The organism is Mesorhizobium sp. WSM1293, assembly GCF_000513875.1.
Lineage (GTDB): Bacteria > Pseudomonadota > Alphaproteobacteria > Rhizobiales > Rhizobiaceae > Mesorhizobium > Mesorhizobium ciceri.
The window spans coordinates 749376-762666 of sequence record NZ_AZUV01000001.1 but is presented as its reverse complement, the minus strand read 5'-3'; the positions used below and the strand labels follow the sequence as shown (position 1 = coordinate 762666).

The window sequence follows — 13291 nt, the reverse complement described above, 5'->3', positions numbered from 1 at the left end:
GATAAGCGCCCCGAATCAGAGCGGCAATGTCTACTGTACATTTTTATCTCCCTCCAACGGGCAGCTGGCAGCTAAGTCTGCAACGCGAACAGCCCTCAGGCATCGCTTTCGGTTGCACTCGTCCTCCTGGCATTAGCTGCTACCGCAGAGGTGAACTCCGAAGTGCATGTCAGGAGCCGCCCACCCCTCCCATTAACCATTCGTTAACCATTCCCTCGCTAGCGTTTACCTCTCAGTAAGGATTCGCCAGCCGTGACCTTTGCCGCCCCCCTCGAGGCCAAATCCATTCGTTTTCGTGCCCGCTCTTTCGTCGCTTTCACATTGACTCCAGAGGCGCCTTTGGATGTGTGGCTTGAGGGGCTAGACCACTGGATCGGCAACTCGCCCGGTTATTTTGCCGGCCGCCCGGTGGTGCTTGATCTCAACACCTTGAAGCCCGATGTCGCCGCGATCGAATCGCTGGTCGGCGTGCTTGGCCATCGCGGCATCCGCATCTATGCCATCGAGCTCGAAGGGGCTTTGCTCGGCGCCGAACTGCCGCCGGTGCTGGTCGGCGCCAAGGAGGCGACGACGGATGGCCTGCTGCCCCGCAAGGCGAGGGCGGAGGTTTCGGACAAAGCCGACGGCAAGGCGGTTGAAGGCCGCGCGGGTCGCGAAGATCAAGGCAAGGCGGGCGAGGCCGGCGAGGGCAAGGCTGGCGCAAGCAAGATCGGCGAAAGCGAGCCGCAGGCGGAAGCTTCGGGCACGCTGATGATCAAGGCGCCGATCCGCTCGGGCCAGGCGATCGTGCATCCGCATGGCGATGTCATCGTGCTCGGCTCGGTCGCGTCCGGGTCGGAGATCATCGCGGCGGGCTCGATCCATGTCTACGGCACGCTGCGCGGGCGCGCTTCGGCGGGTGCGCTGGGCAACAGAGGCGCGCGCATCTTCTGCCGCAAGAACGAGGCGGAGCTTTTGGCCGTCGACGGCTGGTACGTCACCGCCGAGGAGATGGAAGGCGTTTCGCGCGGCAAGCCGGTGCAGGCGTTTCTCGACGGCGACGCTTTGCGGGTTTCGACGCTGAGCTGACATTCGATTTGATATTGGGGCGGCCGAGAGCCGCCCGGCCAAGAACAACAAATGAACAACAACGGAGGCTTTTCAATGGGCAAGGTAGTGGTGGTCACCTCGGGCAAGGGGGGCGTCGGCAAGACGACCTCGACGGCGGCCCTTGGTGCGGCCGTGGCCAAGACCGGCAAGAAGGTGGCGCTTGTCGATTTCGACGTCGGCCTGCGCAACCTCGACCTGATCATGGGTGCCGAGCGCCGCGTGGTGTTCGACCTCGTCAACGTCATCCAGGGCCAGGCCAAGCTGTCGCAGGCGCTGATCCGAGACAAGCGGGTCGAGACGTTGTTCCTGCTGCCGGCCTCGCAGACGCGCGACAAGGATGCGTTGACCGAGGAGGGCGTCGGCGAAGTCATCGACAAGCTGCGCTCGGTGTTCGACTACGTGTTCTGCGACAGCCCGGCCGGCATCGAGCGCGGCGCGCAACTCGCCATGCGCTTTGCCGACGAGGCGGTCATCGTCACCAATCCGGAAGTGTCGTCGGTGCGCGATTCCGATCGCATCATCGGCCTGCTCGACGCCCGTACTATGAAGGCCGAGCAGGGCGAGCAGATCGCCAAGCATGTGCTTGTGACGCGCTACGATGCCGCCCGCGCCTCGCGCGGCGAGATGCTGTCGATCGACGACGTGCTGGAAATCCTGTCGGTGCCGCTGCTCGGCATCATTCCGGAAAGCCAGGATGTGCTGCGCGCCTCCAACCTCGGTTCGCCGGTGACGCTGTCGGAGCCGCTCAATTCCGCTGCCAAGGCCTATATCGACGCTGCCAGGCGGCTGGAGGGCGAGGAATTGCCCGTCATCGTGCCCTTCGAGCGCAAGGGCTTCCTCGATCGTCTTTTGGGAAGGAGGGCGGCATGAACCTGCTCGACATCTTCAAGCGGCGCTCCAGCGCCCCGGTGGCGCGCGAGCGGCTGCAAGTGCTGCTCGCCTATGAGCGCCGCAACCGCAGCCAGCCCGACCTCGTCTCCATCCTGCGCGAGGAGATCATGGCCGTCATCGCCAAGCATGTGCAGATCGACCAGGACTATCTGCAGGTCTCGATGGACCGCGGCGAGACCATGTCGACGCTGGAAATCGACATCCAGATCCCCAACAAGAGCGCCGTGCCGCTGGCCATGGCGGGGTGAGGGCAAGTTAGGGGGAGCCGCGATCCTTCGCGCCCCCCTCTGTCCTGCCGGACATCTCCCCCACAAGTGGGGAGATTGGCAATTTCTGCGCTTCAGTTCTTCTTGCAACGTTGGCGATTGGCGAAAGCCCGCATGACGTCCAATCTCCCCCCATGTGGGGGGAGATGTCCGGCAGGACAGAGGGGGGCGCTGTCCCGCCGGCAGAACCGGCATCGCACCCTCGCACCGCATCGCTCGCGCCGTCCAAACCCCTAAAATGTCCCAAATTTACCTTTGTGCCGACGGGGCTTCCCCTGCGCAAGCAGCGGATGTAAGGATATATTAGCAATTTGTTAAGTTCTAAGCGAGGTATGCGTAAGGGGAGTTTGGTGATGAACTTCAGAGGCCTGATCAAGCGTGCTGAAGACGTGGATAAAGCAATCCAGGACCTGCAGATCGATTTGGCGGACGCGCTGGATGCAAGTCTCGACGCCGACGACCTGGCGCCGCCAGAGAGCGACGATGTGCCGGATGCCCGGGCGGCACCCGATGACGGGCCACCCCAGGCCGATGCGGCAAATGACGACAATGCCGGGAATGCCGAGAATGCGGGCGCTGCCGACAGTTCCGAAACCGCGCCAAGACTGACCGCCCATACACAGACCCGGCTGGCTGCATTGAGCGCCTTCGAGGGGCTCTTCCACGACGCCAGGGACTATCTGGAGGAGATCAACGACAAGCTGTCGGAGATCGGTACCTCACACCATCTGACGCGCGAATTCCTCAACATCCTGCACAGCGACATCCTGCGCGCCAACGAGCTGGAGGTCGCCAATGCCTCCCTGGCCGCCGAACAGAGGGCTCTGTCGGAGAAGCTGCACGACGCGACGCGAAAGCTGCGCGAGCGTGACGGCGCTTTCGAAGCGCTGCAGCAGCGCGAGACAAGCCTGGTCCAGGACCGGGAGACGCTTCGTGCGGCACTTGCCGCGGTCAGGCTGGAACTCGTCGAGACAGCCAATGCGAGCGCAAAACGCGAGGCGGAGTTCGGCGACATCGCCAAGCGGCTGACCGCCAGGACGGTCGAGGCCAACAGGCGCTTGCGCGAAAGCAAGATGCTGCGCGAAAAGCACGTCAACCTGTCGATCGAACTCGACAAGGCGCTGAAGCGGGAATCGCAGGCGCGCCACAGGCTCGACGAGCTGTCGGCGGTCCATGCCACCGAAGCAGCGCGGCTGGCGGAGCTGCTGGCGGCGCTCGGCAAGAGCGAGAAAGAGGAGATGCGGCTGCAGAAGTCGCTCGAGGCGGCACAGGCGAAACTGTCGGAAACGACCGAAGCGGCCCACATGATGGAAGGCGACAAGGAAGCCGAGCTGGCTCGCAGCCAGGCGGAAATGCGCGGGTTGAGCTCGGAGATCCAGAACCTGCAATCGCGGCTTGAGCAAGTGTCGAGCGAAAACGGCGAAGCCGCGGGCGAGATCGCCAGGCTCAAGAGCGAACTGAACGATGCCCTGGCCGAAAAGAAGATCGCCGATGAAAGATTATCCGCGCTGAGCCAGGAGAGCGAAAGCGACAAGATGAGTCTTTCCAAGGTGAACGCCAACCTTTCTCAGCTGACGCTGCAACAAGCGTCCGAACAGATACAGTTCGACGTGCAGAGGCAGGAGTGCGAGGATCTCAAGGCCGAAATCGCCTCGCTCAATGCCCGGATCAAGGAACTGCTGCCCTATGAGCGGCTCCACAAGGCCACCAATGGCAGGCCGCGCGAGGACGGCGTGGTCGAGATGGCCGGGGCGATGGCGAAGAAAGCACGGACGACGGGCAGACGGCGCATGCGCAGGAATGTCGGCGCCGTCACCTGAAGCGTGTCGCGCCTGAAGGGGTTCAGGCTACCAGGTCTTTGTTTGTGCATGGGAGGCCGGCACCTCACCCGGAGAGTAAGCCCAATGGGGCACCGGCCAGGCGGATCGACAGGTCCGCCGCACAGACAAGGTAGCGCGCCTCGGTCCCGCACGGCATTGGTGCGATCACGGAAGGTGCCAGCGGCAATTCCCCTGGCTTCTGATTCGAACCCTTGCGACGACCCGCCGGCCGGAGGCTGCAAACACACCCGGAAACGATCGCGGGCCGGCCCGGCGCCTTCTCAGTCGAGCGGTTCGTGCTGGTAAAGCTCGTCCATGCTGAGCGAGGCCAGGGCGCCGAAAGGGGCCTGTTTTTTCACGCGGCCGCCGCTCAGGATGACCACGTCGTCGCAGAACGAGATGGTGCTGTGGTGATGGCTGATGACGATGGTCGTGCGGCGGCCGGCTCTCGACTTCAGGGTCTCGACGATGGCCGCTTCCGACAGCCCGTCCACGGCATTGGTGGCCTCGTCCAGGATGAGGAGATCGGGATCGCGCACCAGGGCTCTCGCCAAGGCGATGCGCTGCCTCTGTCCCGCCGACAGATTGACGCCCCTGTAGCCAACCAGGGTGTCGTAGCCCTGAGGCAGCCTTTCGATGAATTCATGCGCTTCGGCCAGTCTTGCGGCGGCCTCGGCATCGCTGGCTGTCGCGGCATCCTGGCCGTAGGTTATGTTTTCAAAAATGCTGCCGTCGACCAGTTCCAGTTCCTGGCTGGCCAGGGCGATGTGCCGGCGCCACTGGCTGGCGTCGATCCGGTCGAGCGGCGATCCATCGACGAGGATGCTGCCGGTGTCCGGTTCGACGAAGCGGCACAGGAGATTGACGATCGTCGTCTTGCCGGCGCCCGAGCGGCCGATCAGCGCCGTCGAGCGGCCACCGCGGATCTCGAATGCCGCCGCATGCAGCACCACCTCGCGCCGGTCCGTGCCGGAGTAGGTGAATGTCACATCGTCGAACTTGATGCCCTGGCCCAGGCCGTGGAATGGCCCGTCGCCTTGCGGCGGTTGCGGCTTGCCGGCGGGATCCAGCAGCCAAGTCACCTCCTCAAGCGATCCGCTCAGGCCTTGCAGCTGGCTCCACGATCCCTGCAGGGCCCGCATATGCGGCTGCAGCCTGTAGAGCAGGATGACGAAGGCGATGATCAGCGGGAAACTCACCTGCGCCAGCCAAGCGCCGATCACCACCGCCAGGAACAGCATGGCGTGGAGAACCTCCGTCAGCGGCGGCAGCGCTCCCTGGCGCACCAGCAGCGCGAAGGAGGCGCGGCGAACCGCATCCGACGCCGTGTCGAATATCGCTTTTTCCCGGTTCTCCTGTCCGAAGATGCGGATCAGCCGTCCGGCATGCACAAGGTGAAGCATCTGCGAGGCGAGGTGGCCGTTGCGCGAGGCGACGCTGCGGCTTGGCTCCTTCAGATTGGCTGAGAGGATGGCGTGCGCGATCTGGACGAGCGCCAGTCCGAGCGTGACCAAAAGCGTCATGCGCCACGAAAGCAGCAGCAGGAAAGCCAGGAGGATGATGGCGGCCGATGCGCTGACGATGGCCGACAGCATGATCTGGATCGCATCGGAAGCCCGCCAGGATTCGTTGGAGATGATGTTGAGCAGGCGTCCGGGATTCTGCCGCAGGAAGAAGGGGTAGCCGACCCGCAACAGCTGCTCCGACAGGGCGCTGCGGATGGAATGGCTTGCCTTGCCGGAGATGAAGGTCGTCAGCAGCGTGTTGGCGAAGGCGAAGACGTTCTTCAGGATGATCGAGCCGAGGATGGCGGCCGAAATGACGATCAGCCGGTCGCGCTCGCTCAAGCCCGATCCGACGTGCTGGAGGACGGCGGAGAAGCCTGCCATTCCGGCGGCATCCCCGTGTCCCATGATGATGCCCAGCAACGGGATGATCAGGCCGATGCCGAACCCTTCGAGGACGGCGCTGACCAGGCCGAGAACCACTACCGCCGGAAGCAGGCGCAGTTGCCGCTTTCCGAACGCCCGGAACAGCATCGGCAGGTTTGGCGGCAGCATTGGCATTACAGCGTTTCACCTCGTCTGGGCATTGGCTTGTTGATCTTGCCGCACCGGTTCGGCCCGCGGCCGTCTGACCAGCAGGAGAACCGCGAACCTGGCCGCGCCGAGCAAATTCATGGCGACGATCGGCCAGTGCGGCAGGTTGAGTTCACGATCGAAGGCGGGTCCTCCCGCCAGTTCCCGGAAAGCCCCTCTTGCGGCCCAGTAGAAATGGCGAAGCAGCCAGGGCGCGTGGCGAACATGCTTCAGGCAGAGCCCGCCATTGCCCAGGCTGTAGTCGCGATGCAGCTTTTCGATGGCTTTGCGATCCCGCCGGCCGTGATGGTGGAAAATCGTCATGTCAGGCACATACTCGACCGCGATCCCGAGCAGCATCGCGCGCACGAGGTAATCGGTATCCTCGGCCGACCGCAATGGTCCGCCGGCGCCGAAGCGTTCGTCGAAATAGCCGATGCGGGCCGCTACATCGCGGTGCATCGTCATGTTGCAGCCCAGCACGAAACCGCCGGGATGAACATCTGGCGTCAGGCGCTCGCGCGCCCACGACCGCTTGATGGTGAACGGCAAATCCCTGGCATCGCCAAGCTCGACACGGCCGCCCCGGATGAGCCATTGTTCCCCGGACGCATAGTGTCGCTCCAGATCGCGCAGATAGTCGCGATGGAGCGCGCAGTCGTCGTCGACGAAGACCAGCACACGGCCGCGCGCGCGCCTCAGCCCGGCGTTGCGCGCAGCCGCCAATCCGGGGCGCGGCTCGCAAACGGGCGTGAACGGAATGTCCGACGCAGCCGCGATGCTGGCCAGGCGTTCGGCCGTGCGGTCGCTCGAACCGTTGTCGACGACCACGAGTTCGGCGGCGAAGCCGGCATGTGCGCGGCATGCGGCTTGCACCGACTTGATGCAGGCATCGAGCACGGCGACCCGGTTGCGCGTGCAGATGATGAAGCTGACTTCCGGCGCCGCTCGTTCCGGGCGGGGACCGGCCGGGGCGGGGCCAAGCGCCGTCGAACGATCGCGCTGCAGGGGTTGGTTGGCTTTGACGATCATGCCTCAGCCCGCCTGATAAGGTGCCAGAACCGCCGCGGCGGGCGCGGATTTGAAGAAGTATGCCATGGCATCGGCTTGCCTGGCGGCCGACAGCGAGGCGCGGCTGAGCCAGGGCGCCCAGGCGCCGGGCCGCAGGGCATATTGTTCGCGGCGCCGGATGACGTTCCATTTCGCGGTCCGCGTCAGCAATTCATGCGTCAGCGCGGGCTGCTTTTCGTCGGCGACGAGCTGGTAGAGGAAATAGAACAGGTTCAGCGCGCCGGCCTCGAAGCTCGGCCGCGTCGCCGCCGACAGCGAGCGGATCTCCTCCTCCAGCGCGACGATGAAGTCGGCCGCACGGGCGACGGTGCCGTGGCTGACCGCATCGCCAATGTCGCGCAGGTCCCGCGTGGCCTGCGCCAGGCCCTCGCGCTCGAGGTTCTCAGCCACGATCTGCAAATGCGTCCTGCGCATCTCCTTGACGTGCCGGCTGGTCACGCTTGCCTCATGGACGCGGTAGACGACCAGGTTTTCAGGCATCATGGCTGCCGGGTAACGGCCGGCCAGCCGCCTGAAAAGATCGAAATCCTCGGCATGCCGGTAGGCCTGGTCATAGTGCAGGACGCTGTCGTCGATGACCTTCCTGTTGTAGACGACCGTCGGGTGCATGAAGATCGTGAAGAACATCGCCAATACGGGGATGCGGCCGAACTGGAAGACCGGATCGGGCCTGCCCCTGGCGATGCGGCCGCGGATCAACATGTCGACGCCGGCGCCGCAGAAGCCCAGTTCGGGCCGCCGCTCGAACAGCGCCACCTGGCGCGACAAACGCCAGGGATAGGCGACGTCATCGGCGTCCATCCGCGCGACCAGTTCGCCCCGGGCGATCGCCAGCCCTTCGTTGAGCGTCGCGACAAGGCCGCGGTTTTCGCGCGAGATGATCGAAATGCGGCTGTCGGCCTTTTGGCATCGCTCGAGTATCTCGAGCGAATTGTCGGTCGAACCGTCATCGATCGCGATGATCTCCAGGCGACTGTGATCCTGCCGCAGGATGCTTCCCAGCGCGGTGGCGAGATAGGGACCGGCATTGTAGACCGGCAACAGGACGGAGACGAGCGGTGCGGCAGTCATCGTCTTGCATCCGTGCGCTGGAGTTCGAGCGCCGGTGTGCGGCCATCGGGCGATCCGCCAGCCGCCGTCGCGAGCCAGCCGCCATGGCTGCCCTGTGCGGAGCGGGTGCGCGCGACATAGGGGAAGTGGCGCTTCAGGCTGTTGAGCGGCCTCTCGAAAACCACCCAGGAAATCGAGGCCGCGACAATCGTGGCGGCGCTCGCAACCAGGAAACGCCCTGGCCCTTGCTCCGAGACGTTGAGCGGAATCCAGGGTTGCGCCTTGACGGCGAGCGACAGCAATATCGGATGATAGAGATAGACGCCGTAGCTGATGCGGCCGAGGCCAAGCAGCGGCGGCAGTTCGGCAAGCTTTCCCAAAGTGCCGCCAAGGCCGCGCGAACAGGCTGCGACGATGACCATCAGCGGCACCAGCGGCAGGACTTGCCGCACCAGCCAATGGGTCCATTCGAGCATCGGATCGGCGGGCGCAGGCACAAACCACTCGATGACAAGGAATGCGGCCGCGAAGGCAGGCCAGCTGAGCCGCATCCAGTGCGGCAGGGCCGCGCCCCTGGATCGCCAGCAGGCAAGCAGCGCGCCCGTCGCCAGCGCATCCATGGATGCCGGCGGCAGCAGGTCGCGCGCCAGCGTCGTGTTGGCGGTGAGCGGCCAGTAAAAGCGATAGGCCAGCGACAGTGCGATGACGCCGATGCAGATCTGTTCGAAGCGGCGGCGCGGGGCCAGCAGGACGACCAGCGGCCAGGCAAGATAGAACTGCTCCTCGATGCTCAGGCTCCAGAAATGGCACAGCACCCAAGGGTTCCAGTCATTGCGCAGCGCATACCAGAAATTCGACAGGTAAAGCGCATGCCAAACCAGCGATCCCCTGGATTGGTCCAGGTCGACCAGCCAGACGAAACCCAGCACGGCGAAATAGGGCGGAAATATCCGCAAGCCCCGCCTGATATAGAAGGATCGCAGCGCGGGGCCGGTCTCGAATTCGGCGGCCGAACGCGCTTCCAGGAGCAGGCGCGTGATCAGGAAGCCGCTCAGCACGAAGAACAGCCGCACGCCGATATGGCCCCAGAATGAAGATCCTCCAGCGGCGAAGAAATGGGAATACAACACCATCGTCACGGCGATGGCTCTCAACGCATCCAGTTGGATGTCGCGTGCGCTTCCCATCAGCGGCATCCGCCAGCGTGATGGTCGCGACCAAGCCGCCAGCCGGCCGTTTCGAGCGGCAGGCCAAGGCGGACGAGACCCGCCAGAGCGCAGGCATCGTCGAACCTACGCTCGAAATCGACGGACGGGTGGCTCAAGCTGGTCAACCTGGCGGGATCCTCCACGGCGCATATCCAGTCGCAAACGAGTCCCCCAGGAGATCGTTCGGCTACGGCATTGTGCGGCGCAACACAAAAAATCTACCCAGCTGAAATACTTATGTGAGCAAGCGCTAAAAAATTGAGAAAACCGAGCGTTTCTCGTCAATTCTGGCGATTTTTCTCAGAACTTAAACGCTGTGGTTTAAATTTTGCCGATGTTCCCGCCTCGGTTGATTTGCGAGCTCGTGGCTTGAGAGCCTAGTTCTTTGTTAGATCACAGGAAATTCCGTAATCTATATTTTATCTATATGGATCCGGCCCTGGCTCCGTGAAGAAATGATTTGGAACCATTAGCTTTGCGCGGTGCAGCATCGTCTCTGTTTTTCGTCGTTGCCACGCGCAACGCCCATTACTCGGCTGACCGCCAACCCTCACACCGCGTCGAACACCACCGTCTGCTCCAGCCCGCCGCCCCGGCGGTTTTCCAGTGTTACCGTGCCTCCGTAGCGCTCGATGATTTCCTTGGCGATGGCGAGGCCAAGACCAGCTCCGGGGATCGATTGCAGGCGGCCGGGGTCGACGCGGAAAAAGGGCTCGAACGCCTTGTTCAGGAGTTCCGGGGGGATGCCCGGCCCATGGTCCGATATGGTCAGCACGGCGCGATTGTCGACCGCGGCCAGGTCGATGCGGCACGCCTTGCCATGGGTGGCGGCGTTGACGATCAGGTTGCGCAAGGCGCGGCGCAGGCCGAGCGCGCCGGCGCGCACGCAAACCTTTTCCAGGTGCCCGATCGAGACGGCATGGCCGAGCGACACCATCTCGGCTTCGATATCGCGCACCGTCTTTGCCAGGTCCACCGCTTCGACGGCGTCCTGGTTGGCCTCTTCGCGCACCAGGCGGATGGCGCTGTCGGCGATGCGATCGAGTTCGTCGAGGTCGTGAAGCCATTTGTCGCGTTCGTCGTCCAGGAATTCGGCGCGCAGCCGCATGCGCGTCATCGGCGTGCGCAGATCATGGCCGGCAGCCGCGACCAGCCGCATGCGGCTTTCCATGGCGGTCCGCAGCCGCGACGAGAGCTGGTTCAGCGCATGCGCGGTGGCCTTGACCTCGGCCGAACCCACTTCCGGCACCGTCGCCAGCACGCCGTCCGATCCGATCTTGGAGACGGCGGCCTCCAGCATTTCGAGCGGTCGGATCAGCACCGAGGTGAAATAGACCGATACCGCCGTGGCGCCGGCGACGATCAGCGAGATCCAGCCGGCCAGAACCAGCCATTCTCGCCGCGGCGGCTTGAGGTGCGGCACTTCAATGATCGCCCATCGGCTGTCGGGCAGGTGCATCGATGCGATCTGGCCGGGTTCGTCCGTCTTCTCGTTGACGACCGCGGGAAAGTCGAGGCCACGGCGGTGCAGGATGTCATTGAGCATCGCCGTTTCCGCACGAGCCACCTTGCCGCCCGCCGGATGATCGGCGAATTGAACCCGCAGGACGCCGGGGATCGGCCCCGGCAAGAGCCGCACCACCATTTCCATCTGTTGGGCAATCCAGGGCACGGTCAGTTCCGGCGGCGGTCCGCCGCCGCGCACGCTGATGACGGCGGCCGTCGCCAAGCCGACGACGCCGACGATCGAGGCGACCAACAGCAGGATGAGACGGCGGCGCAGCGAATTCACGCGTGGCTCTCCACGGTCTCGACACGCGCCGTGAGCTGGTAGCCGCCATTGCGCACGGTCTTGAACAGCGGCCCGTCGCCGGTGTCGGAAAATTTGCGGCGCAGCCGGCTCACCAGCACATCGACCGAGCGTTCCAGCGGATCGCGTTCGCGGCCCTGCGTCAGGTCGAGAAGCTGGTCGCGCGACAAAAGCCGGCCGGGACGGTCGAGAAACACCTGCAAAAGATCGAACTCGGCGCCGGTGAGGTCGACGGCCACGCCTCGCGCATCCGTCACCTTGCGGGTCTCCGGTTCCAGCCTGTAACTGGCAAAGCGGTAGATGCGCGCGCGCGGCGGCGCGGGCGCCTCCTCGGGCGTCGAGCGCCTGAGCACGGCGCGGATGCGGGCAATGAGCTCACGCGGGTTGAACGGCTTGCCGAGATAGTCGTCGGCGCCGAGTTCCAGGCCGATGATGCGGTCGACATCTTCCTTCAGCGCGGTCAGCAGGATGATCGGGGTGTGCGGCTTGCGGTCGCGCAAACCGCGGCAGACATCGAGCCCCGAGCCGTCCGGCAGCATCACGTCGAGCACAATCAGGTCGAATTGGCCGGAGCCAAGCCGTTGCTCGCATTCGCGCCGGTCCGCCGCCGCCGTGACGCGAAAGCCCTGGCTGTCGAGGTAACGCTGGAGAAGCGTCCTGATCTCGCGGTCGTCGTCGACGACGAGGATATGGGGTTGTGACTGCATGACCGTGCCGTTGCCGATGAATATTGGGACCCGTGATTGCAGGGGCTTGCCGCGATTATAGGAGAGCCGCGCCCGAGCGGCATGGAAAATTGCAACCGAACGTTTCCGGCGGGCCATGGGAAACATTCGGAAACAAATTGCCCTTTTGCGGAAACCTTCGGCAACACGCCGACGCGAAGCGGACAAAGACGCTTCCTATCCTCTGAACCGTCCGAAGCATGAGAGAAAGGAACATCTTTATGCCAAGCAGACTTCTTGCGCTCGGCCTGTTTTCCGTCGCCGCAATTCACCCCGCGCTGGCGGCGCAGCCCGACCCCGGCGCCGGACCCGGTGAGCCGCCCCCTGTCATGGCCATGCAGGATGGGGCAGGCCACGGCCGGAATGGACCCGGCCCGCATGGACCGATGCGACCTGGTTCGCAGGGTTTCGGCCCGCAAGGCTTTGGCCCCCGCCGCATGGGTCCGCCGCCGGAATTCATGCTGGCCGCCCGGCTCGCCGCGCTGGAGACCCGCGTCGGCATCCGCACCGAACAACTCGACGCCTGGCGCGACTACACCAGCGCGCTGCAGGCGGTGCTTTCGCAGCCTCGGCCTGACCGCGGGCGGCCCGTTGGTGCTGAAGCGAAGGACCCCGACGCAGCAGGCCCGGGCGGCAAGCCCGATCCCTTCGCATTCCAGGAAAAGCTGGCCGACGACGTTACCGCCCGCGCGGTTTCGGCCGGCAGACTGAAGGAGGCGATCGCTGAACTGCGCGCCAAGCTGACGCCCGAACAACTCGAACTCCTCGCTTCGGCGGAACGTGCCCATGGATCACCCCCCGGTCCCTGGGGCGGTCCGCCGAACGATGCAGCCGGCCCCAGAGGCCTGCCCAACGATGGCAGGCAGCTCCCGCCCCAGCCCGGGAACGACGAGCAACTCTGACCGACTGCACCGGCCGGCCCGGTACCCAACCCGTTCTCGGGTCGGCCGGTTCTCCGGGGATGGCGGGCGTATCTCCGCCATCCTCGTTTCGATCACGCCCAGTTCGAATCGCGCCAATTCGGAACCATGCCCAATTCGAACCCTGCAATGGAAGCACGACAATGTGGGAAGCCATGATCATGCTGCGGCTGCTCGCGTCCGCCAGCCCGAGGCTCTCGTTCGGTCCTGTCGGGCGAGGCATGCCGCTGGCCCCGCCGGTCGACACGCTGAAGGGCGCGATCCGCCTGAGTTTCGCCGCCTGGCGGTTGTCGCTCCCGCTGTCGCAGCCGCTCGACAACCATGGGCATCATGACCGCAAGATCGCGTGAATTCCGGCAAGGC

At 64.6% G+C, this 13291-nt stretch carries 12 protein-coding genes; 6 read left to right on the top strand and 6 right to left on the bottom strand.

Annotated features, from left to right (window positions below):
• Positions 1-252: 252 nt before the first annotated feature.
• The 4 genes from minC to M729_RS0103795 all read left to right on the top strand — a co-directional run bounded on the left by minC (position 253) and on the right by M729_RS0103795 (position 4066).
• Positions 253-1068: a septum site-determining protein MinC gene (gene minC / locus M729_RS0103810; RefSeq protein WP_027160796.1), complete on the top strand. Its 816-nt coding sequence runs from the start codon at positions 253-255 to the stop codon at positions 1066-1068.
• 75 nt (positions 1069-1143) lie between these two features.
• Positions 1144-1959, top strand: coding sequence for a septum site-determining protein MinD (minD, locus tag M729_RS0103805; protein ID WP_027160795.1), 816 nt, complete (start codon positions 1144-1146; stop codon positions 1957-1959).
• Positions 1956-2228 carry a cell division topological specificity factor MinE gene (minE, locus tag M729_RS0103800; protein WP_024501686.1) on the top strand — a complete coding sequence of 91 codons (273 nt, stop codon included), beginning with the start codon at positions 1956-1958 and terminating at the stop codon, positions 2226-2228. Before minD ends, minE begins: the two co-directional genes overlap by 4 nt.
• 371 nt (positions 2229-2599) lie before the next feature.
• Entirely contained in the window at positions 2600-4066 is a 1467-nt protein-coding gene (locus M729_RS0103795) for a hypothetical protein (protein ID WP_027160794.1), read from the top strand.
• Positions 4067-4347: 281 nt separating this feature from the next.
• Here the strand turns inward: M729_RS0103795 and M729_RS0103790 are convergent, their stop codons facing one another.
• The 6 genes from M729_RS0103790 to M729_RS0103760 all read right to left on the bottom strand — a co-directional run bounded on the left by M729_RS0103790 (position 4348) and on the right by M729_RS0103760 (position 11990).
• Complete coding sequence (locus tag M729_RS0103790; RefSeq protein WP_027160793.1) at positions 4348-6132, bottom strand: ABC transporter ATP-binding protein; 1785 nt, start codon at positions 6130-6132, stop codon at positions 4348-4350.
• Between the two features lie 9 nt (positions 6133-6141).
• Positions 6142-7176 (bottom strand): glycosyltransferase, encoded by a 1035-nt coding sequence (locus M729_RS0103785; protein ID WP_027160792.1) that lies wholly within the window; start codon positions 7174-7176, stop codon positions 6142-6144.
• Positions 7177-7179: 3 nt separating this feature from the next.
• Positions 7180-8286 carry a glycosyltransferase family A protein gene (locus tag M729_RS0103780; protein WP_027160791.1) on the bottom strand — a complete coding sequence of 369 codons (1107 nt, stop codon included), beginning with the start codon at positions 8284-8286 and terminating at the stop codon, positions 7180-7182.
• Positions 8283-9452: an acyltransferase gene (locus tag M729_RS0103775; protein ID WP_024501681.1), complete on the bottom strand. Its 1170-nt coding sequence runs from the start codon at positions 9450-9452 to the stop codon at positions 8283-8285. The genes M729_RS0103780 and M729_RS0103775 overlap by 4 nt, the downstream gene beginning before the upstream one ends.
• Positions 9453-10023: 571 nt before the next feature.
• Positions 10024-11265, bottom strand: coding sequence for an ATP-binding protein (locus M729_RS0103765; protein ID WP_027160789.1), 1242 nt, complete (start codon positions 11263-11265; stop codon positions 10024-10026).
• The gene (locus M729_RS0103760; protein ID WP_024501679.1) at positions 11262-11990 is read right to left on the bottom strand and encodes a response regulator; all 729 of its coding nucleotides are present in this window, start codon (positions 11988-11990) and stop codon (positions 11262-11264) included. The genes M729_RS0103765 and M729_RS0103760 overlap by 4 nt, the downstream gene beginning before the upstream one ends.
• Before the next feature lie 239 nt (positions 11991-12229).
• Between M729_RS0103760 and M729_RS0103755 the strand changes: the two genes are divergently transcribed.
• Positions 12230-12910 carry a hypothetical protein gene (locus M729_RS0103755; protein ID WP_013530680.1) on the top strand — a complete coding sequence of 227 codons (681 nt, stop codon included), beginning with the start codon at positions 12230-12232 and terminating at the stop codon, positions 12908-12910.
• Between the two features lie 161 nt (positions 12911-13071).
• Positions 13072-13278, top strand: a complete 207-nt coding sequence (locus M729_RS0103750) for a hypothetical protein (protein ID WP_024501678.1) — start codon at positions 13072-13074, stop codon at positions 13276-13278.
• The last annotated feature ends 13 nt before the right edge of the window (positions 13279-13291 follow it).

Bases quoted from the DNA above. Each gene is read 5' to 3' on its own strand.
- minD (WP_027160795.1), top strand. From the start codon at position 1,144: ATGGGCAAGGTAGTGGTGGTCACCTCGGGCAAGGGGGGCGTCGGCAAG.
- minE (WP_024501686.1), top strand. From the start codon at position 1,956: ATGAACCTGCTCGACATCTTCAAGCGGCGCTCCAGCGCCCCGGTGGCG.
- M729_RS0103795 (WP_027160794.1), top strand. From the start codon at position 2,600: ATGAACTTCAGAGGCCTGATCAAGCGTGCTGAAGACGTGGATAAAGCA.
- M729_RS0103790 (WP_027160793.1), bottom strand. From the start codon at position 6,132: ATGCCAATGCTGCCGCCAAACCTGCCGATGCTGTTCCGGGCGTTCGGA.
- M729_RS0103785 (WP_027160792.1), bottom strand. From the start codon at position 7,176: ATGATCGTCAAAGCCAACCAACCCCTGCAGCGCGATCGTTCGACGGCG.
- M729_RS0103780 (WP_027160791.1), bottom strand. From the start codon at position 8,286: ATGACTGCCGCACCGCTCGTCTCCGTCCTGTTGCCGGTCTACAATGCC.
- M729_RS0103775 (WP_024501681.1), bottom strand. From the start codon at position 9,452: ATGGGAAGCGCACGCGACATCCAACTGGATGCGTTGAGAGCCATCGCC.
- M729_RS0103760 (WP_024501679.1), bottom strand. From the start codon at position 11,990: ATGCAGTCACAACCCCATATCCTCGTCGTCGACGACGACCGCGAGATC.
- M729_RS0103755 (WP_013530680.1), top strand. From the start codon at position 12,230: ATGCCAAGCAGACTTCTTGCGCTCGGCCTGTTTTCCGTCGCCGCAATT.
- M729_RS0103750 (WP_024501678.1), top strand. From the start codon at position 13,072: ATGTGGGAAGCCATGATCATGCTGCGGCTGCTCGCGTCCGCCAGCCCG.